This is a genomic window from Wolbachia endosymbiont (group B) of Longitarsus flavicornis, from assembly GCF_964028135.1.
Classification (GTDB): Bacteria; Pseudomonadota; Alphaproteobacteria; order Rickettsiales; family Anaplasmataceae; genus Wolbachia.
In genome coordinates, this window is record NZ_OZ034758.1 from 1,542,042 (window position 1) to 1,567,150 (window position 25,109).

A 25,109-nucleotide genomic window follows, 5' to 3' on the forward strand; every position below is an offset into this window, starting at 1 on the left:
TAAGTTATTTAGTTTTAATTATTTATCAACCGAAAGGGAGGAGTTAATGAATAAAACAAAGTCTTTTGATATACCGAAGCAACTTATTTGGAGAGCTTATAAACAAGTATCGAAAAATAAAGGTGCAGCAGGTGTAGATGAGGTCTCGATAACAAAGTTTGAAGAAAATCTAAAGGATAATCTATACAAATTATGGAATCGGATGTCATCCGGAAGTTATTTTCCAGAGCCGGTAAAAGCTGTTGCGATACCAAAAGATACAGGAGGGCAAAGAATTTTATGTGTGCCTTCAGTATTCGACAGAATAGCGCAAACAGCAGCTACAATGTATCTTGAGCCGTTAGTAGAACCGAAATTTCACGAAGATTCATATGGTTATAGACCAAATAAGTCTGCGCTGGATGCGGTATACACAGCACGGAAGAGATGTTGGAAAAATGATTGGACGGTAGATCTTGATATATCTGGATTTTTCGACAATCTGGACCACGATTTAGCACTGCAGGCTATCAAGAAACACACAGACTGCAAATGGGTCATACTGTATGTTGAGAGGTGGATGAAAGCCCCCATTCAGCAAGCAGATGGCAGTAGGGTAACAAGGGATAAAGGAGTTCCGCAAGGAGGTTCAATAAGCCCAATCATTTCAAGCATATTTATGCACCATGCGTTTGATATGTGGATGAAACAAAATTATCCAACAGTACCATTTGAAAGATATGTAGATGATGCGATAGTGCACTGCAGAACTAAAAGACAGGCAGGATTTATGAAAGTAATGATTGAAGAAAGATTGGCTAAGTGTAAATTGAAGTTACATCCTGAAAAGACACAGATTGTGTACAGTAAGGATGATGATAGAAAAGAACAATTTCCTAAACAAAGCTTTGATTTTCTAGGTTATACTTTTAGACCTAGAGTAGCAAAGAATAAGATGAGGAATTATTTCATCTCATTTCTACCTGCAATTAGTAACAAAGCCAAGAAGAAGATCAAGAAAACCATAAAGTCATGGAGAATACATCGGATTACATGGACCACACTAGAGGAAATATCGAAGAAAATAGATCCAATAGTCAGAGGCTGGTTTCAGTACTATGGCAGGTTTTATAAATCAGAGATGTATCCATCTCTCAGAAATATAGAGAGATACCTCATAAGATGGGTCAGGACAAAATATAAGAAACTTCGTGATCACGGAAGACTAGCAAAGCAATTTCTAGGAAAAGTGAGAAAGAGGTCTCCAAGTATTTTCTATCATTGGACACTTGGGTTAGGATCAAAAGGCTAAATAATGGGAGCTGTATAAGTCGAGAGGTTTCCGTGCAGTTCTGCGAGAGACTGGTGGGGAAGCTCCGCCGGTCTACTCTCCTTGTTGCATCACACTTTATGAGATGGTGATTTATGGTAAATTCATGTAACTATCTCAAATTTAGCCACACCAATATCAGTGAATTTATTAAGCAAATAGCATTTAGTTCTTTTTCTCGATTTATCTCAGGTTTATTCCTAAACAAATACTTGCTTCAACCTTGAGAAAAATCCTTCTATATAAGATCTTTTCCCATAATTTACTTCTTTTTCCATTCTTTCATGCCATCTTCACCGTATAATTTTTTAACCTAATAGCAGCATTCCTGTCAGACATATAATCTATTTCTGGATGTTCTGCCGCATTGTTTATTGGTGGAATTTTTGTCTTTATATCATATTCGTTACACAACTTATAAAACTTGTGCCTATCACATGCTCTATCTGCATATAGTGCTTTTATGGCATGCTGAAAATCAACTTCTTTTAGCAAATCACAAGTGATCAGAGTAGACACCGTTACTGTATTTTACAGCTATGGCTTTTTTGTTGTTTATATTCAACATTACGTGCAATTTTCTCGTTTGCTCATAGCCACTCTGTCAGTGCTATTTTCCTTGCTGTGTGTTGTTGTATATACTAATTCCTGTACTGTCTATAGCAATTTCGATATCTTCTATATTATTTTCTGCAATCATTTATCTTAATATTAAGTTTTTTTTGATGCTTGTGAATAGCTGCAAATCTCTTCCTATTTGTTGCAAATATCCTTTTATAAACCCGACTGTTTGTCTTAAACCAATTCTAAAGAAACTGACGATTATATGCACTAAAATCACAACTTTATCACTATAAATATAGTTGCCGCCCTGCATTTTTGGACAATTCTCGTACCAATTTTCTATGGCGTCATTGATATAACAAAAAATGCTTCCTCTTTCTTGGAGAAATTTGTTATATTTATGGCAGTTACTGACTCTCATTTTTTGTGGCATATTTTTTCTTCAACAGTTAAATGGCTGTTTTATAATGAATTTTGTCAGTAACTGCCAGTTCTTTTCACTTGAGCGATTCAACAAAGCCATCCCGATTCCACTGAAATCACTCTTTCCCTTAATTCATATTGATATGGTGACTACATTTATTCCCTCACTTTCAGCTTTTTCTTGCTTTACCATATCTCTTCCCCTCTTGTCTCTATCTTTATGTATTAAGCTATATAACTCAAAATCTTGATAAAATGCAGAAAAGTTTTTTTAATTTCAGCTCCATCCTCGAAGAGTTAGAAAATAACTTTAAGCAAGTTAGTCAGAATTTTTCTGACGCAAAGGAACAAGTTTTAAATTTAGCTGTCAACTCTGAAGATTTGGCAGGCAAGTTTCTTAATTATCACCCGAATATGTGCATAGTATAAAATTAGCTTGATAGACTTCAAGAGCTTTGCCTATGAAGTCAGTGTGCTTCTTGAAATGCAATATACTTTTATTACTTTAATTATGAAAATCCGTTAAGCCTTCTTGCCAATTACTACAATATTTTCACTTGGAAAAAAGTAGTCAGGTATAGCCATGTTTTTTGGTGCAGGACCACCAATTACTCGGCCTGATGTGTCATAATATGAACCGTGACAAGGGCAGAACCAACCGTTGCCGTCTTTTGTAGCGTGATCAACTGGTACACATCCAAGATGGGTGCATATTCCAATCATAATTAACCATTCATCTTTTCCTTTGTATACTCTTTTTTCATCTGATTCAGGATCTCTCAAATTTTCTGCATTTATGGCTCTTGCAGCCTCAATCTCTTGTTTTGTGCGCTTGCGGATAAATACTGGCTTACCTTGCCATTTTACCTTTTTTCCTTGTCCTTCTTGAATATCAGATAGATTAACCTCAACCGTAGACATCGCTAAAACCTCAGCAGAAGGATTCATAGACTTAACCAATGGCCAAAGACCGCTTGCAGCTCCTATACCTGCCATGGCACACGTAGTTAATGTGATAAAATCTCTTCTACTCTTATTTTTGGCAAAATCTTTAACAAGAGATGTTTTTTTATTCTTCTCATTCGTCAATGATCTTTTATTTTTAGTTAACTTCTTATCCATCAATCTCTACTTGAACATAGACATATATTTTAATTTAAATATTATAGATTAATCAATAGAAATTTGCACTATTTGCTTAACCTTTGCTATACAGTTAAGAAGAAACAGAGTTTTCAATTTCGGAAATACTATCTTCAGTGGAATCGGGATCCTCAATTTTCGCTACTGACACCACCTTTTCTCTACTCTCTGTTTTAAACAGAGTGACTCCTTGAGTGCTACGTCCTGCAATTCTGATATCATTTACTGAAATACGAATTAACTTTCCTTTATCTGTAATAAGCATGATATTATCACCCTGCTCAACTGGAAAACTAGCAACAATATTACCGTTTCTGTTGGTAGTAAGAATATTGGTGATACCAACACCACCCCTGTTAGTTATTCTATACTCATACGCAGAAGTTCTTTTACCAAAGCCATTTTCGGTAATAGTTAATATAAACTCCTCATTCACTGCAAGTTTTAAGAATAATTCGTTATCTATTCCTAAATCATTCAAAGTCTTTTCCAATTTAGAATCAATGGAGTTATTAATTGCAGTCCCCAGTCTTTTTGCAAGTGGAACTTTTAAGTAAAGTTCTTTTGTTTCTGTTGCTACACCTATCCCATTTAATATGGTCATAGATATCACGCTGTCATTCTTTGCAAGTTTGATACCTCTTACGCCATCTGAATTGCGACTTTTAAATTGACGCACATCACTTACAACAAATCTGATACTTTTGCCGAATCTTGTTGAAAGAAAAACATGATCAATTTCATTGCATACTTTAACTGATATTAACTTATCTCCTTCATCGAGCTTGATTGCTATTTTTCCATTGCTTGGAATATAGTGAAAATCCGCTAAAGAGTTGCGCCTTATGTTCCCATGAGCAGTAGCAAAAACTATGTTTTGATTTTCGTCATTTTCACTTGGTAATGGCATTATATTAGTTATAGTTTCACCATCGCTAAGCGGGAATATATTAACAAGTGCTCTTCCACGTGCAGTTGGCTCTGCAAGAGGTAACTTATAAACTTTTAATCTATAAACTCGGCCAATATTAGAAAAGAATAAAAGGCTAGTGTGGGTATTCCCAACAAATAATTTTGTGGTTACATCCTCTTCTTTTAATCCTTGTCCTAGCTTTCCTTTTCCACCACGACGCTGAGTTCTATAATGAGAAAGCTTCACACGCTTGATATAACCATTCATAGTTACGGTTATCACCATATCCTCTTGTGGAATTAGATCTTCAGCTTCAATGTCCGTATCTGATTCCTCTATTGAAGTTTTTCGCGGCACAGCAAATCTGTTCTTTATTTCTTGTAGATTGTTTTTTATTTCTTTCATCAACTTCTCTCCTGAGCCAAGAAAAGCGATATATTCTTTTATCAGGTTGATCATTGAACTTAGCTCAGCTTCTAATTTGTCTTTTTCAAGGCCTGTTAAACGTTGCAATTTCATGTCAAGAATAGCTTTCGTTTGCAGCTCAGTTAATCTATACACTCCGTCTTTCAAAAAGCTCATGCTGTCTGAGATTAATCCAATAACTGTGTTTATCTCAGCTGAAGTTTTCCATTCTTTATTTAAAAGTTCTCTACTTGCTTCCGCAGGATCTTTTGCACCACGGATGATTTTTATCACTTCATCTATGCTCAAGACCGCAATGTAGAGCCCTATATATATATGAGCTTTTTCCCTCGTTTTTCTTAGACGAAATTCTGTTCTCCTGATTAATACTTCTTTTCTAAAATCAACAAAAGCAGCTATGATTTCTTTTAATGACATCAAAGCAGGCCTGTTATTGTTGAGGACTAGAGTGTTAACACTAAAACTACTTCTTAGTGGAGTTAGTCCTAATATTTGATTAAGTATAAAACTTGCTTCAGCATTTCTTCTGAGGTCAATTACTACCCTAATACCAGACTTATCAGACTCATCCCTAATTTCTGTTATGCCATCAATTCTTTTTTCTTTTACAAGCTCACCTATCTTCTCAATTAATTTTACTTTATTTACCTGGTAAGGTATTTCATCAATCACTATTGCTTGCCTATCTTGTGGCAGGTCTTCTATGTGAGTCTTGCCTTGCACAACAATTGAGCCACGACCAGTTGCAAATGCTGATCTTATTCCAGACCTTCCAAGAATCATTCCCCCAGTTGGGAAATCCGGCCCTGGCATCACTTCAAGTAACTCATCCAAAGTAACTTCAGGATTATCTATATATAACATACAAGCATCTATTATTTCTCCAAGGTTGTGAGAAGGAATATTGGTTGCCATACCAACTGCAACACCGCTTGCACCATTTACCAATAGATTCGGAAATTCTGCAGGCAGTACAACAGGCTCTGTTTCATTTCCATCATAGTTTGGCCTAAAATCAACTGTATCTTCGTCAATATCATTTAGTAAAAAATGCGACACTCTGTGGAGCCTTGCTTCTGTATATCGCATTGAAGCTGGCGGATCTCCATCTATCGAACCAAAGTTACCTTGCCCATCAATCAGTGGTAAAAGAAGAGAAAAATCTTGAGCCATCCTGACCAAGGAGTCATAGATAGCCATGTCACCATGTGGGTGATATTTTCCCATTACATCCCCGACTATACGAGCTGCTTTTTTATACGGTTTACCGGCATCGAACCCAGCCCTCGACATTGCGTATAATATGCGCCTATGAACAGGTTTAAATCCATCTCGCACATCAGGTATAGCTCGACTTATGATCACACTCATTGCGTAGGAGAGATAAGAATCCTCTAGCTCTTTCACTATTGAAACTGGTACTATGTTGTCTTGCATTTTCTATACTTTGATTGAAATAATTGTAATATTAATATTCAACTAGGCTAATGGGCAATGACAGACTTGAACTGCCGACCTCCTCGGTGTAAACGAGATGCTCTACCAGCTGAGCTAATTGCCCCTCTAGATATAATTCTAGAGTTCAATGTTGTTGTTGTAAACAAAAATAGCGATACAAGCAACTCTTATGGAATCGCTGAGTGCGCACTATGGAGTTGTATAAATTTTAGCCTTGCTGCTACCTTGTATAAAGGTATTCTTTCACTTGCATTTTTTGACATGTTCAACAACTTTGAATAACATGCTGTGGCATTTTTAAAATCTGAGAGCTTATCTAGAATAACAGCTAAATTATAGGTATAAAAAATATTGTTTTGATCTAAAGAAATTGCTGCTTTCATATATTCTTTAGCTTTTACGTAATCCCCTTTTTTCATATAGATCAAACCTAAATTTGCTGATAAAGGGGCGCTATTTCTGAGTGTATCATACAATTTCAACATTTCACTCAATGCTAAATTAGGATCATATTGTGAGATTATCGTCAGAAAATTCTTTAATACATAAGGGTTGCTAGGATATTCTTTTAACAGTCTTGTGTAAATCTCTACAGCTTTTTTAAATTCTTTGTTAGCGTAATAGATATTCCCTAGTCCAATTAAAGCACTTTCATGATAAGGAAATCTTGCGATAATCTGATTGAGGAGAGAAGTAGCTGTTTCACTATCTCCTAACTCAAAGGAATCTTTTGCTTTTTTTAAAATAGAGTATATGTCAAAATTCTTGCCAGAATTCTGCGAAATTTTGATATTAAATTTGTCACTTTTTCTCTCGAGAACATCAAGATCTTTATATTTTTTATCAGCTTTTATATGCTTGACAACACTATCAAAGACCTTCTGTATCTCCAAATTTTCACTAGCATAGGTAACAGAAGACCTCCATAAAATCACAACGCAAATTAACATGCAGACAACCATAGATCCTAGTGTTGTGGCATTGGCTGCAGCGCGTAACCAGTAAATCTTATTTCTTTGAACTATACGCAACACATTACAAATTCATAAATGCTAAATTACTTATCTAATATAATAATAAAGATATTATTAATTGGCAGATACTATTTAGAATGAGTTAAAAGAGCACTTCTACACATTCCATATGGTTGCCAATTACACTCCTCACATGCGTAGTCAAATTTCTCTAAAGACATTTTCTTTCTAATTCTTTTGACTGCTTCACTCCAGGTCAAAATCTCGCCAATTTTTATTCCTAAAATTTCCATATGCCTTCTATCTAGCTCTAAAACTTTAGCTTGTGTGGTACATTTACCTTGTTTAGTCTGTTTTGGGCAAACACTGCAAATAGTGTCAAGATTATCAACTACTTCGATTTTAGTATTAGGATCACTAATTACTTTACTTGCTATCTTTTTGTAATTTTCTACAAAGCTCTGAGAATATCCATACCCTTGAAATGCAAGAGTGCACATAAAATGATGAGGACGAAACCTTATCACTTTTTCAAATACTGCAAAGCTGCTACAAGTAGAAAAATTTTTACCAAACCAGGAAGGATGAATGGTAAAACACCTACCATTATTGCTTGTTTCAGACCCACGTAAATAGTAAGCCAACTAATACCACAAATAAAGATTACAACTGTACCCGCCAGACAACTGAAAGAATTACACATAAATGATTTATATTTAGAGTTCAGTAATTCATTTACTCTGCTCATTACTACAACAGCAACTAAACAGCCAATCAAATATCCACCTGTTGGCCCGAGAAAAATGTGATGACCACCAGAAAAATTCGCAAAAACAGGAAATCCTGCTGCACCAAGTGATAGATATGTAAGCACAGAATAGAATGCTGTTCTGCGGTTAAATTTAAGCCCAACAAGCATTAATCCTAAAGTTTGCAATGTGATAGGCACAGGCTGCAATGGTATGTTTATTTGAGCCATCAAGAATAAAAGTAAAACACAAGACAATATTTCAGCCAGTGTTGACCTACTGCTTGATTGTGTTATAAACATATCTTCCCAATAAAAATAACTTACTAAATGTAATATATGTGTATAAGAGGTTTTGCAATTTAAATTTTGCTTATATTGCGCTACAATGAATTATTTATGCACTATTTAAAAATGATGAGTAAACAAGATCTATTATCGTTGATGAAAGAAAGACACAGCGGACGTTCATACGATCCTACAAGAGCAATATCTCAGAAAGAAATGGATATTTTAATAGAAGCTGTAAGGCTAACACCCTCGTGTTTTGGTGATGAACCTTGGCGATATGTGATATGCAACAAACAGAACAATCAAAGCGCATGGAAAAAATTGCTCGGCTGCCTTGATGAATCTAATCAAAAGTGGGCAAAAGATGCACAAATACTAATTATATCTCTAAGCGCTAAGAACTTCCGTAAAAAAGGTAAAGGAGAAAATCTTTGGGCTAAACATGATACTGGTGCAGCAAATTATGCACTTATGCTGCAGGCTGCAGCTATGAACTTAATGGCTCATCAAATGGGTGGATTTGATAGAGATAAAATAGTTAAGAGATTCAATATACCTGATGATTTTAATGTAATGTCAGTGATAGCAGTTGGTTACGAAAAAGAGGGTGCTGAAGTCAAAGAAAAACAAAGAAGATCAATAAAAGAAATATTCTTTTATGACGAATGGCCAGCGAGCTGACTTGACCATTCTTCTCTTAATATCTTAAAAATTGAATTATTTGGCAAATAATTTTTTTTCATCCTACCCTCTTCAATTGCTTGCCAGTCTTTCCATGAAAGCTTCTCGTTTCCAAGTTCATAGTCCATACCATCCCATATATCTTCTCGAAAGCCATAAACAGCAAAATGCCAATTATATTCATTAAAAATAGAAGTAAGATCTCGAAAATAGTGCTCTAATCCTTTTGAGCAGCGGTGCCCGCCAAACTCTCCAGCAAGGATCTTATAATCTGGTATATTATACCTCTTTTGGAAAATTTTTACAGGTTCTATATATGATTTTAACTTATCTTTATTCCAATACTCTACTTTTTTTGCATCAAAAGATTGAACATGTCCAGGGTAGGCGAAGTTACCTTGGTTTAATTTTAAGTTTGTATAAGCAAAGGGCTCATATATATGAAATGAATAAAGAACATTTTTATCACTAACTGGTTCAAATTTGTTAAAAGTATTAGAGTCAGCATAACTGCTGCTATCAAGTATTATTGGGGTCTCTGAGTCAACTTGGCGGATACTGTTTACCACGCTGCTATAAAAGCCAAATAGATTCTTCTGAACTTTGCTTTGTTCTACTTTATAAATAGCCGAGTCTGCAGTATTATAAAGCTTTTCTGGATGTGGTTCATTTAAGATATTATATCCAACAATAGCAGGATGATCTTTAAGCTCTTTGGCAAGATCTTGCCAAAATTTTGCTGCTTGTTTTTGAAAAGCTTGATCTGACCATAAACGTAAATCATCTTTATCGTTATTATTTTGCTTCCATCTAGATCCAGGTAAGCTAAGCATCGTTAACACTACTGGTATTTTTTGTTGATGAAAAGCATCTAAAACATCTTTCAGAACTTTCAGGTCTTTGGAAATCAGGCCCGGATAATTGTCTGCATTGCCTAAGAGGAAGTCACGTTGCGTAGTTTCAAATTTGTCAGGAGCAAGACGAATAAAACCAATTTTGTATTCCTTTGCTGCTTTGATTAAGTCACTATCAACTTTTCTATTGAAAACATTTGTTCCCTTTCTGACTCCAGTTTGCCAAAAGAGCATTTTGCTGTTCTCCGGTATTGACTTAGCACTCACATTACAGAAAACTATAGAATACAAAACAGCTGTAATTAGAAGAAAAATTTTCACTTATATAATTTTGCTATAATGGTAAGTAACCTAACAGACAAGATCCCGTTTGTAAAGATGCATGGTACTGGCAATAGTTTTGTTATCATAGACTCACGTTCAGCAAATAATTTAGACTGGAATTATAGACAAATTGCTGATCAAGGCAGTTGTGATCAAGTGATAATTATAACAATGTCTAATGCTGCAAACTGCTTTATGCATATCTACAATGCTGACGGTAGTCGAGCTGAAATGTGTGGAAACGCAGCACGCTGTGTTGGATATTTGATAATGTTAGAAAAAGGTACTGAATATATCACTATTGAGCTGATAAATAATCGTATCTTAGAATGTTTTAAAGTAGGTGATAAATCAATAAAGGTCAATATGGGTAAACCACTGCTTAAATGGAATGAAATTCCTCTTTCTTGTGAATGCGATCCCCTTTATCTACCTATAGAGCTTGAAATGCTGAAAGATCCAGTTGCAGTAAACATTGGTAACCCTCATATAGTTTTTTTTGTTGATAACATAAGTGAAATACCATTGCAAAATTTAGGACCAAAGCTAGAAAATCACGAATTATTTCCTCAGAAAACAAATGTTAGTATTGCACAAATAGAAAAATCTGGAGAAATAAACTTAAGAGTTTGGGAAAGAGGAACAGGTATTACTGCTTCATGTGGTAGTGCGGCTTGTGCAGCATTTGTTGCATCTATACTTCGTAAGTGTTTGGCTACTAAACAAGCTTCAGTACATTTACCAGGAGGTAGGTTATTAATTGAGTGGTCAGATAGCGTATTTATGACTGGTGATATAGGGTTTTTATGACCTAGGCTAGGCACTGACTCATTACTTCCAGAACTTTTTTACCAATCACCGCAGGAGTTTCTGCAATTGCAATCCCAGCACTGCGCATAACCTCTAACTTTGCACCAGCACTTCCACCGCTGGAAGAGATGATTGCTCCAGCGTGTCCCATACGTCTTCCTGGAGGTGCCGTTTGGCCTGCTACAAAACCAACGATTGGCTTTTTAGTTTTTTCTGTTTTCACAAAATGTGATACATCTTCTTCTTCGTTTCCACCTATTTCACCAATAACTACAATACCATGAGTATCGTCATCTTTTAAAAAGAGCTCCATACAGTCAACAAATGTCATACCATGAACTGGATCCCCCCCAATTCCGATACATGTGGATTGACCAAGACCAACAGCAGTTGTTTGTGCTACTGCTTCATAAGTTAAAGTTCCAGAGCGAGACATAATTCCTATATGTCCACGTTTGTGAATATGTCCTGGCATAATTCCTATTTTGCATTCTTCAGGTGTAATAACCCCTGGACAGTTTGGGCCAATCAATCGACTGTTTGAACCAGCGAGAGCGTGCTTTACCTTTACCATGTCAAGTATAGGAATGCCCTCTGTGATGCAAACTATTAATTCTATCTCTGCATCTATTGCCTCAAGTATTGCATCAGCTGCAAATTTAGCAGGTACATATATCACAGTAGCATTCACATCAGTTTTTTCTTTAGCTTCTGCTACGGTATTAAAAACTGGTAAATTAAGGTGAGTGCTTCCACCCTTGCTAGGAGTTACACCGCCAACCATTTTTGTTCCATAGCTAATTGCTTGTTCTGAATGAAATGTACCTTGTGCACCAGTAAAGCCCTGGCATATTAATCTTGTATCTTTATTTACTAAAACAGACATACTCTACTTCACCTCTTGTACTATTTTCTGTGCAGCCTCGTCAAGTTCGTCTGCAGCAATAATATTTAGCCCTGACTCTTCTAAAATTCTTTTTCCTTCTTTAAAGTTAGTGCCTGATAATCTAACCACTAAAGGGACCTTAATATCTATTTCTTTTGCAGCTTCAACTATTCCATTTGCAATGATATCACAACGCATTATACCGCCAAATATATTAACCAAAATTCCTTGTACATTACTATCAGATAATATAATTTTAAATGCTTCAGTGACAGTTTCCTTACTTGCTCCACCACCAACATCTAGAAAGTTAGCAGGCTCTGCTCCATAGTACTTTATTATATCCATTGTTGCCATAGCAAGACCTGCACCGTTCACCATGCAACCAATATTGCCATCCATTTTGATGTAACTAAGTCCATGTTTTGAAGCTTCTATCTCTTCTTTAACTTCTTCATCATAATCACGAAGCTGCACGATTTCTGGATGACGATATAAAGCGTTGTCATCAAAATTAATTTTAGCATCAAGTGCAACAAAATCCCCAGAATTTGTTTCAACTAGTGGGTTAATTTCTATTTGGCTTGCATCAGTTGTAATAAACGCATCATATATATTTTTTGCAATATTTGTTATTCTTTCTATTTGTTCTGAATTCAAATTAAAATTATTGGCAAGTTTACTGTTATCAAGATTTGTAAAACCAGTAGCAGGGTCAATATCAAATTTCACAATTTTTGTAGGAGAATTTTTTGCTACCTCTTCAATATCCATACCACCTTCTGAGGAAAATATAAATACTAACCTACTGAGCTTTGGATCAACTACTAGACTCAAATAGTACTCTTTTTTAATGCTTGAACCTTCCTCAATGTATACTCTTCTTACCTGCTGTCCACTAGGCCCTGTTTGATGAGTAACTAAAGTTATGCCAAGCATGTCCTTTACAAGTTGTTGAGCTTCTTTAGTTGACTTTGCTAGCTTTACGCCACCAGCCTTACCCCTACCACCTGCATGAATCTGAGCTTTAACCACAAACACGTCAGATTTTAGTTGATTTATTTGAGTTTCTACTCCTTCTGCAGATGTAGCAACAAAACCCTTTGGTACCGGGACATTAAACTTGTGTAAAATTTCCTTTGCTTGATATTCATGAATATTCATAAGATAACTAATTATTAACCTTAGTAAAAACTACCAACCATAACGCTGTCTTCTGCATTCTTGCTGATACCTCTTTTTCCTTGCTTCAGCTTTTTTTTTAGCTGTTTTCTCTGATTTCTTTTCGTGATATTTTTTTTTCATTTTGAGCCCTCTTCCTTCCTTTTGAATTATTTTTCTCAACACTGGAAGAGCTCTATCTACATCACCATAATGGACTGATACTTCAATCAAACTCTATACCTCCTTCGGTAATCACTTCAAAATCCATTTATAAATTAGAAAATTAACATTGTCAATTATTTTATAAACTTGAGCGATAGAATATGATATGCAGTGATTTATATGAAAAAAGCTTCATTCTGCTGTCAATCATTTACTTGCTGATAAAAATTGCTCTTAGGTTACAGTGCTCTTGTAATTTTTCTAATCTCGGGGCGGAGAGATTTGAACTCCCGACCCTTTGGTCCCAAACCAAATGCGCTACCAGGCTGCGCTACGCCCCGACTTCTTTACTAAGAGTATCGATAGTTCGGAAAAATGCAAGTTTCATTTATTTCTTTTAGGAAAAATATAATGCAGATTTCTTTATATAGAGTGTCAAATTGCACTAGCCATATTAAAAAATCTAGCTATACCAATTGGTGAAGGTTAATGCAGCAACTACAGCAGTATCAACTCTCAAAATTCTTTTTCCTAGACTCAGTTTCTGACAAAATTTATTGGCAGAATCAAGTTCGTAAGATGAAAAACCACCTTCGGGGCCAACAATAATAGCAACGTTTTTCTTGCCTTTTAGAACTTTATTAGGAGGTTGTCCTTCACCTGTTTCATCACACAAAACAAAATTTTTATTCTGGGAATCGGATAATTCACAAAAATTAATAGGAAGAAAAATCTGTGGTATACTTGTCCTACCGGATTGTTCCGCAGCTTCAATTGCCTGTAATTTCGCTCTACTTAGGTTAATGTTTTTTACTACTGTACGTTCTGTTGAAATAAATTGAATGCAGGTTACTCCCATTTCAGTTGCTTGTCTTACTATGTTGCTTAAGTCACCGCTTTTTACCAGAGCACAATACAAATATAGATTTTTTTCATGTTGTTGTTGTTTAGTGCGTTCTTTTATTATAATTTTTGTCGATTTACTTGATATATTCACTACTTCTCCTAACCATTCTCCATCCTTTCCATTAAAAAGATAGATGTTATCATGCTTCTTAAGCCGCATTACATTGTAAATATAGTGACTTTGTCGTGGATGAAGCGTCAAACTTACATTTTGTGATAAAGCTTCTTCAACATAAAGCCTAATTTTTTTCATTCAAAACTTTAGTTATTTGCATTCTGTTTGAGTGACTCTTACGGGATTTGAACCCGTGTTACCACCGTGAAAGGGTGGTGTCCTAACCACTAGACGAAAGAGTCGACTTGAATCTAACTGAGTTATATCGATTATACATATAAAGTCAATTCAATTATTTTGAATCACACAGTTAGAGTGATATATCAGTGATTTTATATCGACAGCCTCCTATTACCCCATGTTCAATGCTTACTGAACCTATCTCAGATTTAGGAGCTTTAGATCCTAAATCTAATTTTTGTTCAACTTTTGTATCTGAATCATAGCCAGAATCGTATCCAGAATCTCTACGCTCAAAATTTTGCCTTATTTCTTTTACGTTAAAGCCAGCCTTGGTCTTGATTTGCTGACTCGCTGGCTTATTAGCACTTTGCTCATTTAGTTTTACTTGCAAATTATTCACTTTATCCTGCACTAATCCATGATAAGTCCCAGAATTATCTTTTATATGTTTTGCTTGTCTTTCTGATCTCTTTTTCGATAAATCTACTTTAGCATAAATAGGCTCTGGTTGCTCTTTATGATTTAAGCTAGTGGGCTTTTTTTGCTCTGAGAGGAGAGTAGACCGGCGGAGCTTCCCCACCAGTCTCTCGCAGAACTGCACGGAAACCTCTCGACTTATACAGCTCCCATTATTTAGCCTTTTGATCCTAACCCAAGTGTCCAATGATAGAAAATACTTGGAGACCTCTTTCTCACTTTTCCTAGAAATTGCTTTGCTAGTCTTCCGTGATCACGAAGTTTCTTATATTTTGTCCTGACCCATCTTATGAGGTATCTCTCTATATTTCTGAGAGATGGATACATCTCTGATTTATAAAACCTGCCATAGTACTGAAACCAGCCTCTGACTATTGGATCTATTTTCTTCGATATTTCCTCTAGTGTGGTCCATGTAATCCGATGTATTCTCCATGACTTTATGGTTTTCTTGATCTTCTTCTTGGCTTTGTTACTAATTGCAGGTAGAAATGAGATGAAATAATTCCTCATCTTATTCTTTGCTACTCTAGGTCTAAAAGTATAACCTAGAAAATCAAAGCTTTGTTTAGGAAATTGTTCTTTTCTATCATCATCCTTACTGTACACAATCTGTGTCTTTTCAGGATGTAACTTCAATTTACACTTAGCCAATCTTTCTTCAATCATTACTTTCATAAATCCTGCCTGTCTTTTAGTTCTGCAGTGCACTATCGCATCATCTACATATCTTTCAAATGGTACTGTTGGATAATTTTGTTTCATCCACATATCAAACGCATGGTGCATAAATATGCTTGAAATGATTGGGCTTATTGAACCTCCTTGCGGAACTCCTTTATCCCTTGTTACCCTACTGCCATCTGCTTGCTGAATGGGGGCTTTCATCCACCTCTCAACATACAGTATGACCCATTTGCAGTCTGTGTGTTTCTTGATAGCCTGCAGTGCTAAATCGTGGTCCAGATTGTCGAAAAATCCAGATATATCAAGATCTACCGTCCAATCATTTTTCCAACATCTCTTCCGTGCTGTGTATACCGCATCCAGCGCAGACTTATTTGGTCTATAACCATATGAATCTTCGTGAAATTTCGGTTCTACTAACGGCTCAAGATACATTGTAGCTGCTGTTTGCGCTATTCTGTCGAATACTGAAGGCACACATAAAATTCTTTGCCCTCCTGTATCTTTTGGTATCGCAACAGCTTTTACCGGCTCTGGAAAATAACTTCCGGATGACATCCGATTCCATAATTTGTATAGATTATCCTTTAGATTTTCTTCAAACTTTGTTATCGAGACCTCATCTACACCTGCTGCACCTTTATTTTTCGATACTTGTTTATAAGCTCTCCAAATAAGTTGCTTCGGTATATCAAAAGACTTTGTTTTATTCATTAACTCCTCCCTTTCGGTTGATAAATAATTAAAACTAAATAACTTAGCCCCTTCACTCCATTTCCATTACAGAAACTTCTTCGCTACTACGAGCTAATCCGCCCCTGTTTTTCGCATCGGTACTCTCATCCTCAGAGATCAGCTCTTTGGACTTCTCCCTTTTCATCGAAACGACAGGTTCCCGTAGTTCCATGCAATAGCCTAAAATAGATTCACGCCACTTTTATGCCGGACGCCACCTACCCAGTAAACAAGCTCCCAGTAGATTCATCCCAGGTTAACGACTACCCCCTGGTTTTGACGTCGTCTCTACGCTTTCGACACTTCATCAGTGGTTCACTTGCGTTCGTCTCTCTATTTCATACATGACACATAATTGTGCCTTTTCCATAACGCTCACTACCTTAGCTCTTTACCAAAGCAGCTTATGGCTGTTTGAAGCCTGCTCTTGCAAACCGGCTCCGAGGGGCCCTCCCTCATCTACTGCACAGCTTCAACACTTTCCGTGTTTCTACGGCGCACAATCATCTACATCTTCATAAATAGGTTCTCCTGATATACTAGAATAACCACTATCTTTCAATGATAAATTTTCAGTAGATCTTTTATGCAAATCATATACTTCAGCATAAATGGATTCTTCCGATACGCTCAACTCTTCTAATGAGTTACTAACCTTAGCGTCATATACCTCATCATAAATGGGCTCTTTTAAAAGTAAAATATCATCATGCTCAAAAATTCTAGGAGGTTTTTTAGGTGAGTTGGCCTTAAATTTTAGCTCTACTTCCTCTTTAAGCTTGTCACAACTTTCCGTTTGTTTCAAAATCTCCAATATTTCTTTTCTTTCTTTTTTTATTAGCTCACCAAGCACTAAACAACATTTTTCTTTACGATCTTTGAGACTGTCCTTATCTCCGTACTGCATAGCTTCTGATGCTATTTTGTATTGAAGGATTACATTTCCTATACTATTATTTATTTCATTAATATTTGCTCCAGCACTAATAAGTAACGTCATTACATTATGATCAAGATTTGTTACTGCATACTCTAAAGCTCGATTTAAAGTTTGATCATTATTCAAGTCAAATGACCCCTTGTTCCTAAAAGGATTAATTCTAGAAAAGAGTTTTTCAAAGCTGTTTACTATATTATGAAGACTTAAAGCTAGCCTCACGCCTCTTATATTGCTATTTCTAGCGGATTTAATTAAAAAACTATCTACTATACCCATGATTGTACCCCTCTATATAAAAGCTCACCATTGTGGTACAATTTTAAACTATAACGATTTATTTTATATTAATAACCGCTTTTCACACCCACTTAACAAGAGGCGGCATCGACATCATAATTGCATCGGGGTTACCATTAGTCATTAAACCAAACCTTGTACCACGATCATAAAGAAGATTGAACTCCACATATCTGCCACGTTTTATCAATTGTTCTTCTCGTTGTTCTTTTGTCCAAGATTTTTGCATATGTTTGTGTATGATGTGTAAGTAAATTTCTAAAAAGGCTTCACCTACTGCTTTTGTGAACTCAAAATTATTTTTCCAATTGCCAGAAGTTAGATTGTCATAAAAAATTCCACCAATACCACGTGGCTCTTTTCTATGTTGTAAAAAAAAGTAATCATCACATTGCTTTTTAAATTTCGGATAATATTCGATGTTGAACTCATCGCAAGTTGCTTTAATTGATTCGTGAATATACTTGCAATCTCCCTCATCTTTATAAATTGGAGTAAAGTCCATTCCTCCACCAAACCATTGTTTTGAGGTATATATCAGCCTTGTGTTCATATGTGCTGCAGGGATAAGGGGAGATTGCATGTGAGAAACTAAAGATATACCGCTTGCCCAAAACTCTCCATTGCTTTCACTTGCACCAGGAATTTCATTAATGGCTGAGTCTGCGAGCTTTCCGTATACTCTTGAAACGTTTACTCCAACTTTTTCAAAAATATTACCAAAGATAATTGTAGATTCACCACTTCCTCCACCTGGTCGGTTCCACTTTCTTTTTTCGATTTTTGGTTCTGTGAATGACTGTACCTCAATTGATAAGAAAGATTCGGTGATCTTGTTTCTCAGTGCGCAGAACCATTCAAATGCTTGTGTCTTTTGTTTTTCCATAATGCCTTCTGTTGGCTTGTTAATATTATTGTACTCTATATTTATAGGACTTAATTAGATTGGGATAGTAACTACCCATCAAAGATGTTAATAAATCTATAATAATTAAATCAATATAGTAGAATATTTTTATATGTGCAAGGATGCCAAGCAATAATAATGAGTAAAAGATACATAGATAACAAAAAAGAGAACAGAGTTGACTTCATACTAAGAAATTATGGGATGTCAATTGTTGTGATGGCAGTCATTATGTTCTTACCTCCAATAGCAATATCAGTACTCTATTTTTCTAATGTATATAGTCAGCATGTTAATATAGGGATTAATTTATTAATTAGTACTCTAATGACTCTCTTTGTGGTATATAATATAAAACGTTACAAGTATCTACTTAATATCATAGAGTTTCAAAATGCAATATTTGCAAACGCGCTGAATCATAATACAGAGTTTTGTCTCATTTTACATAAAGATGAGGGTATTATTTATGCTGATGCGAGGTTCTATGAAAGGTTTAAAGATCACATAAACGATGATGTTACGCTAGATAAAATTCTTGAAGCAGGAGATGTTTCAGAAAAAGACAGAAAATCACTCTATCATGCGTTAAGAAATAACACTTCTGTAAAAGTATGCATTTCCTTAAGCAAGAAGAGTAGAATATCTAACTTTCTTTTGCTCTCTGAACCAATACCGGATAATCCACAAATTGCTATAAATAGCAATAAGACTTTAAATTTATCATTAGCCCCAATAGCAAGACCGAATGGGTATTTTGTACTGAAGGCAACACAGGTAAACAAAGAGCAGGTATATGAAGAGTTGATAGAGAAACACAATATAGCAACTTACGTTGCAAATACAAAAGGAGGTATCTTATCTGTAAATAAAAGATTTTTAGACATGTTTGAACTAAAAAAATTGGAAAAAGGTAGCTCAATCAATGATTTTATATCTCAATCGAAGTATGACGATACAATAACCAAAAATGAAATTATGTTTTTTACTATAAGCGGTGCTCCATTTAAGGCTTATATGAGTACTGCTACATTTTGTGATAAATACAATCATAGCTATATACACGGCTTTATAACACCAACTGAATCAAATATTGTTGATTATCAACTACACCCTTGTTTTACAAATTCGTCAATTGCTATTGCACAATGCGACATAAATGGCAATTTTATAAAGAAAAATATAGCATTAGTAAAACTTGCGGGGTCAAATAATGGTTCTATCTTTGCATTGATATCAGATGGTTATCATATGAAAGTGCGTGAATATTTTTCAAGTAATAGGATAAATAATGCGTCCTTTGATGTGCAGCTCAATGGCGGTAATAACATGAAAATATATTTTAATAAGTTTCTTCATAATAAAGTGATGTTCATACTTTGTTATTTTATTGATAATACTGAACGTAAAAAACTAGAGATAAAACTTGAGCATTATCAAAAGGTGCAAGCTATAGGGCAGTTAGCAGGTGGTATTGCACATGATTTCAATAATATATTAACCGGAATAATAGGATTTTGTGATTTGCTTTTACTCCAGCACTCAGCTAGCGATCCATCTTTTGGAGATATAATACAGATACAGCAAAATGCAAAACGTGGGTCAAATTTGGTAAGACAACTGCTTGCTTTTTCAAGAAGACAGACTTTGCAGCCAAAGATTATTAATGTAAATGGTACGATAGCTAATCTTTATGAAATGATCAAAAGATTAATAGGTGAAAATATAAAATTTAATATTTATTATGGTAGCGATTTGGGTGCTGTTAGGGCTGACCAAGGACAATTAGAGCAAGTGATGCTTAACTTAGCAGTTAATGCTGGTGCTGCTATGGAAAAGGGGGGAGAGTTAACTATACGAACCTTTAATCAAAAGGTTGATTCATTAAATTCTACACCTCAGGATATGTTTTCTCCAGATAAGGAAACGATTGAACATGGGAATTATGTTGTGATTGAAGTGATTGATACTGGATGTGGAATGACGAGTGATATAATTGAAAAGGCATTTGATCCATTTTTTTCTACCAAAGATGTTACTTCTGGTACAGGTCTTGGCCTCTCTACTGTATATGGCATTATTAAACAAACCGAAGGATACATCTATGTTGCTAGCAAAGTGAATCATGGAACTAAATTTAGCATATTTTTGCCCATAGTTTACATATCGGATGAAAATGATAAAGAGGAAGATAGTCAAGAAATAGAGAAACCGGTAGAGATTAAAGGTAATGGTATAATTTTATTAATTGAAGATGAAGATTCAGTAAGGGAATTTACTGCTAAGGCTCTTACAAGAAAAGGATTTAATGTAATAGAAGCGAGTATAGGCAGCGAGGCACTAGAGATCATTAGAAAAAAAAATCAACACATAGATCTAATAATCACTGATGTAATCATGCCAGAGGTGAGTGGTCCAGAAATAGTTAAAGAAACATTGATACATAGGCCAAACATCAAAGTTATTTTTATTTCTGGGTATGCAGAGGATGCTTTTTTAAAGAGCGATGAAATCAATATAGAAGACTTCCATTTTTTACCCAAACCATTTACTCTGAATGAGTTAGGAAATAAGGTTCAAAGTGTGTTACACAAGACAAAAAAAGGCAGTTTACTTTGAGCATGATTGGCAACAAAAAAATTTTTCTAATGCAAAAATTTCTTGCATATATACAATAGAGTTATTTTATACATAAGATAAAAGGCGTGAGCAAGATCATTGCAATAGTAAATCAAAAGGGTGGAGTTGGTAAAACCACAACTAGTATAAATTTATCGACAGCCTTTGCTGCTGTGGGAAAAAGTACTTTATTGGTAGATCTTGATCCCCAAGGGAATGCTAGTACAGGGCTCGGGGTTTCTTATCGTAGTAGAGAAGAAAAAAATATATACAAAATACTGCTGAGCAACGAAAGTGAATTGGTAGAGTCGGCAATTTTTCATATAAAGGAAATTCCAAATTTATCGTTAATTTCATCAGTGGTTGACTTATCAGCTGCAGAAATTGAGCTATCACAACTTGAGCAGGGAAAATTCGTACTAAAAGACACTCTAGAGAAAGTGCGTGATAATTATGAGTACATAATCATCGACTGCCCTCCATCACTTGGTCTGCTTACTATCAATGCTTTGACCGCTGCTAACTCTATTATTGTTCCTCTTCAGTGTGAATTTTTCGCTCTGGAAGGATTGAGCCATTTAGTTAAGACTGTAGAGCTGATAAAAAGAAATAACCTAAACCCTTTCTTGGCAATAGAAGGAATATTGCTCACAATGTATGACAGACGCAACAAACTTAGTGAGCAGATAAAAAATGATATTTGCCAGTATTTAAATGATAAAGTATATAAAACTATCATCCCATTGTATGAGACCATTATTCCACGTAACGTACGGTTATCAGAAGCGCCTTCTCATGGAAAACCCGCTATTGTATATGATTTTAAGTGTCCTGGTGCGCAAGCATATATAAGTTTGGCAAAAGAAATTTTAAAGAAACACATGAGCATCTGTAAAGAGAAAAAGCTGGTAAGTGAGGGTACGGCGTGAAGGATAATAGGCGCTTAGGTAGAGGTCTTGCCGGCCTCATAGGCGATAATTATGATAATAAGGAAGATAGGTTACCCGTTGCATTACTGCATCCGAGCAAATTTCAGCCGAGAAAATATTTTGATGAAGAGTCATTGAAAGGACTTGCAAGTTCGATAGAGAAAAATGGCATTATACAGCCTATTGTGGTGCGCAAAGATCCAAATGATGACGATTATGAAATAGTAGCAGGGGAACGTCGTTGGCGGGCAAGTAAAATTGCAAATCTTGATAGTGTGCCAGTCATCATAAAAGATTTAAATGACAAGGAATGCTTAGAAGTATCGATAATTGAGAACATACAGAGGCAAGACATTAATCCAATAGAAGAAGGTGAAGCGTATAGGAAACTAATAGATGAATTCTCCTATACACACGAAGAACTAGCTTCAACTTTAGGCAAAAGCCGCAGTCACATAACCAATATGACTCGAATGTTATCACTCCCTGATGGAGTGATAACAATGATCAACGAGAAAAAACTGTCTATGGGCCATGCAAGGGCATTGATTAATGTTGAAAATGCGGAAAGTCTTGCAGAAAGAATAGTTTCTCAGGGCCTGAGCGTTAGACAAACTGAAAAATTGATAAAAGACTTACAACAAAATAACGATCAAAAAGAGCATAAATATACTAAAAATCAAGATATGGCAGCACTAGAAGGGGCTATATCTTCTCAACTTGGTTTAAAGATCAAAATTAATGACAGTAATTCTAAGGGTAAAGTCATGATACGTTATAACAACTCAAATGAATTGGATTTTATATTGAAAATTTTGAATAGAAGACTTGAATCAGCTATTAATGTCGAAAGTAGCTCATAGAAATTTCTTGACAAACCTTCCCACTTTCCTTGCAATGGAAGTGAAATGGTGGATTTTGTCAAGTAAGTTATTTCGTTTCTACCTTCAATAAAAATTTGCACGCAATAGCACAGAAGCATACGTTGCTATTCCCTCATTTCTTCCAATAGAACCTAATTTTTCCGCTGTGGTTGCTTTGATATTTACGAATTCACCATTAATTTCTAATATTTTTGATATGAATTCCTTCATTCCTGCTTTGTAAGGCGATATTTTAGGCTCTTCACAAACTATAGTAATATCTAAATTAGACACGCTATATCCTTTTTCCTGTGCTTTTTTAGCAGCAAAGTCAAGAAAATGAGATGAATTGCAATCCTTCCATTTAGAGGAATTAGGAGGAAAATGTTCTCCTATATCGCCACATCCTAGTGCTCCGAGTATTGCATCAACGATTGCATGTATTGCAACATCACCATCGGAATGTGCCTCTATTGCCATATTATGCTCAATTTCCACACCGCAAATTTTTATAAAGCTCTTAGCATCATTTTGAATTTTAACAAATTTATGTATATCATAACCGGTTCCGACACGGAATTTTGGCTCTCCAAAGAGAAGTTTTGCCATATTGATATCCTCTTTTGTAGTTAACTTAAAATTCTTTTTCTCACCTTCAATAATCGCAACATGTTTTTTATGCTCCACCATTAGTGATGAATCATCAGTAAATTCTTTGACTGACTGATGGCACGATAATAATTCTCTGAAATTAAAAATTTGAGGGGTTTGTATGGCTCTAAGTTTTTCTCTTGAAATCGTAGATTCAACGAAATTATTACTCACCAACGATATAGTATCCTCGACTTCTATTGCTGGAACTACTCCTGTATATTGACCATTAATCATAGATTCAATCAAGTTATTTATTAGAATATTTGATACAAAAGGCCTACAAGCATCATGTATAATAACAAAATCTGGATTGATCTTTTGCAAACTCTCCAGTCCAAGTTTAACTGAACTCTGCCTGCTTTTTTCTCCACATACTGGACTCAGCAATTTAGTATCTATAGTTGATGACGTAACTTCTTTATAGAAATCTTTTTGACTTTCATTTACTACCACTCTTATGTAACTTATGTACTGATTAGCTAAGAATTTTCTAATTGTGTGAAATAAAACAGACTTACCTGCCAGTTTTATATACTGTTTAGGGATTTTGGCATTGCATCTACTGCCTACTCCTGCTGCAACTATTAATGCTGCTATCTTGTATTCCTCAAGTCTGTTAGTGTACATGCTTATCATTTTCGTTGTTAATACAAGTTATCTAGCATTTTAAAAAAGTTTGATCCAATTCTCAAAAAAGAATATTCTTTTACTAGGTGTAATATATGTTAGAGGGAAATAATGCACGTTGCTAAATATAATAAAGAAAATGAGATACATCTTATATTTTTTCATGGAATAGGTGATAATTATAAAAATGCGTCCAGGTATATACAAGATAGATCTAGATATCTCCATAGGTCTAATTTCTACACTCATGCACATAAATACCCAATTGCATTTCAAAACTATATAACTTACGCAATAGCTAGTTTCTTATTTTTAGGAATATCCATATTATCACCCGCTCTGATATTATTTACCAACCCAATGACGTCTAGGACAGCGAATTCAGCAATATTAGCAGCTTTGATTTGCACTTTTTTGTCTATATCAATACTCATGATTCCATTTATAAATAAGAATAAAAGCTTATCTCAGTCTGCGATAAAAAAAATCAATGAATTAATGGACAAGGGTGTAAAACCTGAAAACATCATACTTTTCGGCCATTCCTTTGGAGGAGCAGTTGCATCAGAAGTATTAAAATATTTTACAGACAAAAATATTAAACTTGGAGGCGTTATTTTTACTAGCACTTTCAGCTCTTTTCATAATGCAATAAAGCATTTTCCAATTCCTCAAGCAAAAATTTTAAGTGTACTGCCCTCATGCTTATTGAAAAAGATGCTTAAGGTCCTAAATTTAGATTTTGATATAGTAAGCAATATACAAAAGCTACAAAATGATAATATACCAATAGTAGTCATTAATCATGAAAGAGACACCTTAATACCATATCCTGCACAATTGGCAAAGGCAGTAGATGATCTATTGTTAAATAGAAATTCGATTAAGATCGTTAATCTGAGAGGCTTTACAGATAACCCGCATAACGGAGTTTTATCTAGTTGGCAATTGAGTGAAAATTTGGCTGATCTCATGCCTAATAAAATAATGAATAGATAGTACTTACAAAAAACTTTATATTTTTCGGTAAATTAACTATT

The 25,109-nt window shown here is 35.1% G+C and carries 25 protein-coding genes, 3 tRNA genes and 1 pseudogene; 7 read left to right on the plus strand and 22 right to left on the minus strand.

What is annotated here, in order from left to right; all coding sequences use genetic code 11:
- Positions 1-46: 46 nt before the first annotated feature.
- Positions 47-1,291, plus strand: coding sequence for a group II intron reverse transcriptase/maturase (gene ltrA / locus ABWU45_RS07305; protein WP_007302363.1), 1,245 nt, complete (start codon positions 47-49; stop codon positions 1,289-1,291).
- 300 nt (positions 1,292-1,591) lie between these two features.
- On the opposite strand, the gene ABWU45_RS07310 is transcribed toward ltrA (ABWU45_RS07305), so the two are convergent.
- The 8 genes from ABWU45_RS07310 to ABWU45_RS07345 all read right to left on the minus strand — a co-directional run bounded on the left by ABWU45_RS07310 (position 1,592) and on the right by ABWU45_RS07345 (position 8,261).
- Positions 1,592-1,828, minus strand: coding sequence for a hypothetical protein (locus ABWU45_RS07310; RefSeq protein ID WP_353278356.1), 237 nt, complete (start codon positions 1,826-1,828; stop codon positions 1,592-1,594).
- Between the two features lie 181 nt (positions 1,829-2,009).
- A complete protein-coding gene (locus tag ABWU45_RS07315; protein WP_353278357.1) occupies positions 2,010-2,306 on the minus strand; it encodes a transposase in 297 nt (98 codons plus the stop codon).
- 512 nt (positions 2,307-2,818) lie between these two features.
- Positions 2,819-3,418, minus strand: coding sequence for a ubiquinol-cytochrome c reductase iron-sulfur subunit (gene petA, locus ABWU45_RS07320; protein ID WP_353278358.1), 600 nt, complete (start codon positions 3,416-3,418; stop codon positions 2,819-2,821).
- Positions 3,419-3,512: 94 nt separating this feature from the next.
- Positions 3,513-6,215 carry a DNA topoisomerase (ATP-hydrolyzing) subunit A gene (gyrA, locus tag ABWU45_RS07325; protein WP_353278359.1) on the minus strand — a complete coding sequence of 901 codons (2,703 nt, stop codon included), beginning with the start codon at positions 6,213-6,215 and terminating at the stop codon, positions 3,513-3,515.
- A gap of 51 nt (positions 6,216-6,266) precedes the next feature.
- Positions 6,267-6,339: transfer RNA gene (locus ABWU45_RS07330), tRNA-Val, on the minus strand.
- A gap of 64 nt (positions 6,340-6,403) precedes the next feature.
- On the minus strand, positions 6,404-7,270 hold the full coding sequence (locus ABWU45_RS07335) for a tetratricopeptide repeat protein (RefSeq protein WP_264682810.1): 867 nt from the start codon (positions 7,268-7,270) through the stop codon (positions 6,404-6,406).
- Between the two features lie 68 nt (positions 7,271-7,338).
- Positions 7,339-7,737 (minus strand): DUF1284 domain-containing protein, encoded by a 399-nt coding sequence (locus tag ABWU45_RS07340; RefSeq protein WP_353278360.1) that lies wholly within the window; start codon positions 7,735-7,737, stop codon positions 7,339-7,341.
- Positions 7,734-8,261, minus strand: a complete 528-nt coding sequence (locus ABWU45_RS07345; protein WP_353278361.1) for a biotin transporter BioY — start codon at positions 8,259-8,261, stop codon at positions 7,734-7,736. Before ABWU45_RS07345 ends, ABWU45_RS07340 begins: the two co-directional genes overlap by 4 nt.
- A 96-nt stretch (positions 8,262-8,357) precedes the next feature.
- Between ABWU45_RS07345 and ABWU45_RS07350 the strand changes: the two genes are divergently transcribed.
- The gene (locus ABWU45_RS07350; RefSeq protein ID WP_353278362.1) at positions 8,358-8,930 is read left to right on the plus strand and encodes a nitroreductase family protein; all 573 of its coding nucleotides are present in this window, start codon (positions 8,358-8,360) and stop codon (positions 8,928-8,930) included.
- On the opposite strand, the gene ABWU45_RS07355 is transcribed toward ABWU45_RS07350, so the two are convergent.
- On the minus strand, positions 8,906-10,018 hold the full coding sequence (locus tag ABWU45_RS07355; RefSeq protein ID WP_353278363.1) for a glycoside hydrolase family 5 protein: 1,113 nt from the start codon (positions 10,016-10,018) through the stop codon (positions 8,906-8,908). The two genes, ABWU45_RS07350 and ABWU45_RS07355, sit on opposite strands and share 25 nt — an antisense overlap.
- Positions 10,019-10,123: 105 nt before the next feature.
- On the opposite strand from ABWU45_RS07355, the gene dapF reads away from it, so the two are divergent.
- Positions 10,124-10,918 (plus strand): diaminopimelate epimerase, encoded by a 795-nt coding sequence (gene dapF, locus ABWU45_RS07360; protein ID WP_353278364.1) that lies wholly within the window; start codon positions 10,124-10,126, stop codon positions 10,916-10,918.
- 1 nt (position 10,919) lies between these two features.
- Here the strand turns inward: dapF and sucD are convergent, their stop codons facing one another.
- The 11 genes and pseudogenes from sucD to hemF form a co-directional block, all read right to left on the minus strand.
- Positions 10,920-11,804 carry a succinate--CoA ligase subunit alpha gene (sucD, locus tag ABWU45_RS07365; protein ID WP_353278365.1) on the minus strand — a complete coding sequence of 295 codons (885 nt, stop codon included), beginning with the start codon at positions 11,802-11,804 and terminating at the stop codon, positions 10,920-10,922.
- Between the two features lie 3 nt (positions 11,805-11,807).
- Positions 11,808-12,968: an ADP-forming succinate--CoA ligase subunit beta gene (gene sucC / locus ABWU45_RS07370; protein ID WP_139686754.1), complete on the minus strand. Its 1,161-nt coding sequence runs from the start codon at positions 12,966-12,968 to the stop codon at positions 11,808-11,810.
- A 30-nt stretch (positions 12,969-12,998) separates the two neighbouring features.
- Complete coding sequence (rpsU, locus tag ABWU45_RS07375; RefSeq protein ID WP_007302350.1) at positions 12,999-13,199, minus strand: 30S ribosomal protein S21; 201 nt, start codon at positions 13,197-13,199, stop codon at positions 12,999-13,001.
- A gap of 198 nt (positions 13,200-13,397) precedes the next feature.
- A tRNA-Pro gene (locus ABWU45_RS07380) sits at positions 13,398-13,471 on the minus strand.
- Between the two features lie 122 nt (positions 13,472-13,593).
- Positions 13,594-14,289, minus strand: coding sequence for a 16S rRNA (uracil(1498)-N(3))-methyltransferase (locus ABWU45_RS07385; protein WP_353278366.1), 696 nt, complete (start codon positions 14,287-14,289; stop codon positions 13,594-13,596).
- A gap of 32 nt (positions 14,290-14,321) precedes the next feature.
- Positions 14,322-14,393: transfer RNA gene (locus tag ABWU45_RS07390), tRNA-Glu, on the minus strand.
- A gap of 68 nt (positions 14,394-14,461) precedes the next feature.
- A pseudogene (locus tag ABWU45_RS07395) lies at positions 14,462-14,887 on the minus strand (hypothetical protein); the annotation flags it as partial.
- An 80-nt stretch (positions 14,888-14,967) separates the two neighbouring features.
- Positions 14,968-16,212 (minus strand): group II intron reverse transcriptase/maturase, encoded by a 1,245-nt coding sequence (ltrA, locus tag ABWU45_RS07400; protein WP_007302363.1) that lies wholly within the window; start codon positions 16,210-16,212, stop codon positions 14,968-14,970.
- A 52-nt stretch (positions 16,213-16,264) separates the two neighbouring features.
- Complete coding sequence (locus ABWU45_RS07405; RefSeq protein ID WP_019078704.1) at positions 16,265-16,405, minus strand: hypothetical protein; 141 nt, start codon at positions 16,403-16,405, stop codon at positions 16,265-16,267.
- Between the two features lie 318 nt (positions 16,406-16,723).
- The gene (locus tag ABWU45_RS07410) at positions 16,724-17,449 is read right to left on the minus strand and encodes a hypothetical protein (RefSeq protein ID WP_353278367.1); all 726 of its coding nucleotides are present in this window, start codon (positions 17,447-17,449) and stop codon (positions 16,724-16,726) included.
- Positions 17,450-17,531: 82 nt separating this feature from the next.
- Entirely contained in the window at positions 17,532-18,356 is an 825-nt protein-coding gene (hemF, locus tag ABWU45_RS07415) for an oxygen-dependent coproporphyrinogen oxidase (protein ID WP_264682799.1), read from the minus strand.
- A 159-nt stretch (positions 18,357-18,515) separates the two neighbouring features.
- On the opposite strand from hemF, the gene ABWU45_RS07420 reads away from it, so the two are divergent.
- The 3 genes from ABWU45_RS07420 to ABWU45_RS07430 all read left to right on the plus strand — a co-directional run bounded on the left by ABWU45_RS07420 (position 18,516) and on the right by ABWU45_RS07430 (position 22,788).
- A complete protein-coding gene (locus ABWU45_RS07420) occupies positions 18,516-20,996 on the plus strand; it encodes a response regulator (protein WP_353278368.1) in 2,481 nt (826 codons plus the stop codon).
- An 86-nt stretch (positions 20,997-21,082) separates the two neighbouring features.
- Positions 21,083-21,925 carry a ParA family protein gene (locus ABWU45_RS07425; RefSeq protein WP_264682797.1) on the plus strand — a complete coding sequence of 281 codons (843 nt, stop codon included), beginning with the start codon at positions 21,083-21,085 and terminating at the stop codon, positions 21,923-21,925.
- Positions 21,922-22,788, plus strand: a complete 867-nt coding sequence (locus ABWU45_RS07430) for a ParB/RepB/Spo0J family partition protein (RefSeq protein ID WP_264682796.1) — start codon at positions 21,922-21,924, stop codon at positions 22,786-22,788. Before ABWU45_RS07425 ends, ABWU45_RS07430 begins: the two co-directional genes overlap by 4 nt.
- 84 nt (positions 22,789-22,872) lie before the next feature.
- Here the strand turns inward: ABWU45_RS07430 and ispD are convergent, their stop codons facing one another.
- Together ispD and ABWU45_RS07440 are read right to left on the minus strand one after the other, a co-directional pair.
- On the minus strand, positions 22,873-24,078 hold the full coding sequence (ispD, locus tag ABWU45_RS07435) for a 2-C-methyl-D-erythritol 4-phosphate cytidylyltransferase (RefSeq protein ID WP_265024840.1): 1,206 nt from the start codon (positions 24,076-24,078) through the stop codon (positions 22,873-22,875).
- Positions 24,079-24,356: 278 nt separating this feature from the next.
- Positions 24,357-24,503, minus strand: a complete 147-nt coding sequence (locus ABWU45_RS07440; RefSeq protein ID WP_010404009.1) for a hypothetical protein — start codon at positions 24,501-24,503, stop codon at positions 24,357-24,359.
- Between ABWU45_RS07440 and ABWU45_RS07445 the strand changes: the two genes are divergently transcribed.
- On the plus strand, positions 24,502-25,068 hold the full coding sequence (locus ABWU45_RS07445; protein ID WP_353278370.1) for an alpha/beta hydrolase: 567 nt from the start codon (positions 24,502-24,504) through the stop codon (positions 25,066-25,068). The genes ABWU45_RS07440 and ABWU45_RS07445 overlap by 2 nt on opposite strands.
- The last annotated feature ends 41 nt before the right edge of the window (positions 25,069-25,109 follow it).

What these genes read in the sequence shown, in the direction of transcription:
- ltrA (WP_007302363.1), top strand. Translation starts at nt 47, where the DNA reads ATGAATAAAACAAAGTCTTTTGATATACCGAAGCAACTTATTTGGAGA.
- ABWU45_RS07315 (WP_353278357.1), bottom strand. Translation starts at nt 2,306, where the DNA reads ATGCCACAAAAAATGAGAGTCAGTAACTGCCATAAATATAACAAATTT.
- petA (WP_353278358.1), bottom strand. Translation starts at nt 3,418, where the DNA reads ATGGATAAGAAGTTAACTAAAAATAAAAGATCATTGACGAATGAGAAG.
- gyrA (WP_353278359.1), bottom strand. Translation starts at nt 6,215, where the DNA reads ATGCAAGACAACATAGTACCAGTTTCAATAGTGAAAGAGCTAGAGGAT.
- ABWU45_RS07345 (WP_353278361.1), bottom strand. Translation starts at nt 8,261, where the DNA reads ATGTTTATAACACAATCAAGCAGTAGGTCAACACTGGCTGAAATATTG.
- ABWU45_RS07350 (WP_353278362.1), top strand. Translation starts at nt 8,358, where the DNA reads ATGCACTATTTAAAAATGATGAGTAAACAAGATCTATTATCGTTGATG.
- ABWU45_RS07355 (WP_353278363.1), bottom strand. Translation starts at nt 10,018, where the DNA reads ATGCTCTTTTGGCAAACTGGAGTCAGAAAGGGAACAAATGTTTTCAAT.
- dapF (WP_353278364.1), top strand. Translation starts at nt 10,124, where the DNA reads ATGGTAAGTAACCTAACAGACAAGATCCCGTTTGTAAAGATGCATGGT.
- sucD (WP_353278365.1), bottom strand. Translation starts at nt 11,804, where the DNA reads ATGTCTGTTTTAGTAAATAAAGATACAAGATTAATATGCCAGGGCTTT.
- sucC (WP_139686754.1), bottom strand. Translation starts at nt 12,968, where the DNA reads ATGAATATTCATGAATATCAAGCAAAGGAAATTTTACACAAGTTTAAT.
- ABWU45_RS07385 (WP_353278366.1), bottom strand. Translation starts at nt 14,289, where the DNA reads ATGAAAAAAATTAGGCTTTATGTTGAAGAAGCTTTATCACAAAATGTA.
- ltrA (WP_007302363.1), bottom strand. Translation starts at nt 16,212, where the DNA reads ATGAATAAAACAAAGTCTTTTGATATACCGAAGCAACTTATTTGGAGA.
- ABWU45_RS07405 (WP_019078704.1), bottom strand. Translation starts at nt 16,405, where the DNA reads ATGGAACTACGGGAACCTGTCGTTTCGATGAAAAGGGAGAAGTCCAAA.
- ABWU45_RS07410 (WP_353278367.1), bottom strand. Translation starts at nt 17,449, where the DNA reads ATGGGTATAGTAGATAGTTTTTTAATTAAATCCGCTAGAAATAGCAAT.
- hemF (WP_264682799.1), bottom strand. Translation starts at nt 18,356, where the DNA reads ATGGAAAAACAAAAGACACAAGCATTTGAATGGTTCTGCGCACTGAGA.
- ABWU45_RS07420 (WP_353278368.1), top strand. Translation starts at nt 18,516, where the DNA reads ATGAGTAAAAGATACATAGATAACAAAAAAGAGAACAGAGTTGACTTC.
- ispD (WP_265024840.1), bottom strand. Translation starts at nt 24,078, where the DNA reads ATGATAAGCATGTACACTAACAGACTTGAGGAATACAAGATAGCAGCA.
- ABWU45_RS07445 (WP_353278370.1), top strand. Translation starts at nt 24,502, where the DNA reads ATGATTCCATTTATAAATAAGAATAAAAGCTTATCTCAGTCTGCGATA.
- ABWU45_RS07440 (WP_010404009.1), bottom strand. Translation starts at nt 24,503, where the DNA reads ATGAGTATTGATATAGACAAAAAAGTGCAAATCAAAGCTGCTAATATT.